We start from the raw sequence: 2350 nt of genomic DNA, 5'->3' as shown, positions 1-2350 counted from the left end.
CGGCCGGATGGCCTGTCCACAGGTTGGAAAACCACCATGAAATTGAAACTCGATGAGCAGGGCCACGTTGTCGTGGTCGATGGCAAGCCGGTCTACACGCACGACGACGGGAAAGACATCCCCTTCGACGCGCCGCAGGCCATGGGCAAGATCTCCGCGCTGAATGGTGAGTCCAAGACCCACCGCGAGCGTGCCGAGACGGCGGAAAAGACGATCAAGACCTTCGAAGGCCTCGATCCGGAAGCCGCGCGCAAGGCCATCGACACCGTCTCCAAGCTCGACCAGAAAACGCTGGTGGATGCCGGCAAGGTCGATGAGGTCCGCACCGAAATCACGAAGGTCTATGACGTGAAGCTGGCGGACGCGAAGAAGGCAACCGAAAAGCTCGAGGCGGAACTCCGCAACGAGAAGATCGGCGGCAGTTTCGCGCGCTCCAAGCTGATCGCCGAGAAGCTGGCCATCCCGGTCGATATGGTCGAAGCCCGTTTCGGGTCGGCCTTCAAGATCGAGGACGGCAAGGTCGTGGCCTACGGCACCGACGGCAACAAGATTTTCAGCCGTCTTCGCCCTGGTGATTCGGCGGACTTCGACGAAGCCCTCGAACTCCTCATCGAGCAGTACCCGAACCGTGACCACATCCTCAAGGGCAGCGGCGCCAATGGCGGCGGTGCGCAGGGTGGCGGCAACGGTGGCGGTGCAGGAAAGAAGCAAATCAACCGCGCCGCGTTCGACACGCTGTCGCCTGCTCAGCAGCAGGAACACGTGAAAGCCGGCGGAACCGTGACCGACTGAGGAACACCCCGTGGCGAATACGCTTACCGCGCTCATCCCCGACCTGTACGAGGCGCTCGATGTCGTCTCGCGCGAGATGTCGGGCTTCATCCCGGCGGCAACGCTGGACTCCTCGGCCGAACGTGCCGCCCTCAACCAGACCGTGCGGATCCCGATCACGCCGGCCGCCGCTGCCGAGGACATCGTCCCTGGCCAGCTGCCGCCCGACGACGGTGACCAGAACATCGGTAATAACCAGATCGTCATCAGCAAGTCGCGCACCGTGCCGTTCCGCTGGAGCGGTGAGGAGCAGAAGGGCGTCAACAGCGGCCCGGGTTACGCCAACATTCGCCAGAACCAGATCCAGCAGGCGATTCGCACGCTGGTGAACGAGGTCGAGACGAACGTCGGCACCCTGGCGACGCTCGGTAGCCCGTCCCGCGCCTGGGGCACGGCTGGCACCACGCCGTTCGCCACGGACCTCAGCGATCCGGCCAACGTCCTGAAGATCCTGAAGGACAACGGCGCGCCGACAAGCGACCTGCAGATGGTGATCGACACCACCGCCGGCGCGAAGGTTCGCTCCCTGGCTCAGCTGACGAAGGCAAACGAGGCTGGCACCACGCAGCTCCGCGAGCAGGGCACGCTGCTGGACATCCACGGCTTCAAGCTGCGCGAGTCCGCTGGCGTGGGCCAGCACGTGGCCGGCACCGGTGCCGCGTACGTCACCAACGGCGCTCTCGTCGCTGGCGCCGTCACGATTCCGGTCCAGACCGGCACCGGCACCATCGTGGCGGGCGACGTGATCACCTTCGCGGGTGATACCAACAAGTACGTCGTCGCGACGGCCCTCACCGGCGGCAACCTGACGATCTCGGCCCCGGGCCTGCGTAAGGCTGTCGCCACCGGCACCGCGGTCTCCGTGGGTGCCGCCTACACCGGCAACATCGCCTTCAGCCGCTCGGCGATCGTCATCGCCACGCGTGCCCCGGCGCTGCCGGAAGAGGGCGACTCGGCCGCCGACCGCATGCTGATCACGGATCCGCGTACGGGCCTGACGTTCGAAATCGCCATGTACCTGCAGTACCGCCGCGTCCGCTACGAAGTGAGCCTTGCCTACGGCTGGGCGAACATCAAGCCGGCGCACACGGCGCTGTTCCTGGGCTAAGCCCGTCCGGCAGTGGTGTGGCGCTCGGCTTCGGCCGGGCGCCAGATCATGCCCAGTGAGGACATTTCCATGAGCGAGAACACGAACGCAGCGGACGAACTGCTGGCCCAAGGCCAGAGCATCGTCTCCGGGCAGGCCACGGATGTCATTGCCGCAGTACCAGGCATCAAGGACGTGCAGCTGCTCAAGGCGGCACTGATCGCCGAGCAGGCCGGCAAGGTGCGCGTGACGGTCGTCACCGCGATCGAGGACGCGATCAAGGCCGCCGAGGCACCGCAGGACAGCGGCAGCAACGAGGGGAACGGCACCGGCACCGGCACCGGCACCGGCGCCGGCGCCGGTGATGGCACTGGTGATGGCGTCAAGCCGCCAGCCGGCGCGGAAGCCGTTGTCTTCGTCCACATGGTGCTC

General features: G+C 66.0%; 2 protein-coding genes and 1 pseudogene. All 3 read left to right on the top strand.

The window, feature by feature from the left end; genetic code table 11:
- The first annotated feature begins 36 nt into the window (after nt 1-36).
- The gene (locus AC1DSN_RS21460) at nt 37-792 is read left to right on the top strand and encodes a DUF6651 domain-containing protein (RefSeq protein ID WP_477294405.1); all 756 of its coding nucleotides are present in this window, start codon (nt 37-39) and stop codon (nt 790-792) included.
- A gap of 10 nt (nt 793-802) precedes the next feature.
- The gene (locus AC1DSN_RS21455; protein ID WP_477294407.1) at nt 803-1939 is read left to right on the top strand and encodes a major capsid protein; all 1137 of its coding nucleotides are present in this window, start codon (nt 803-805) and stop codon (nt 1937-1939) included.
- Nucleotides 1940-2008: 69 nt separating this feature from the next.
- Nucleotides 2009-2350: pseudogene (locus tag AC1DSN_RS21450) on the top strand (hypothetical protein); the annotation flags it as partial.

The sequence above is a fragment of the Luteibacter sp. P4_D7_3 genome, from assembly GCF_056401735.1.
This window is presented reverse-complemented; position numbering and strand designations above follow the sequence as displayed.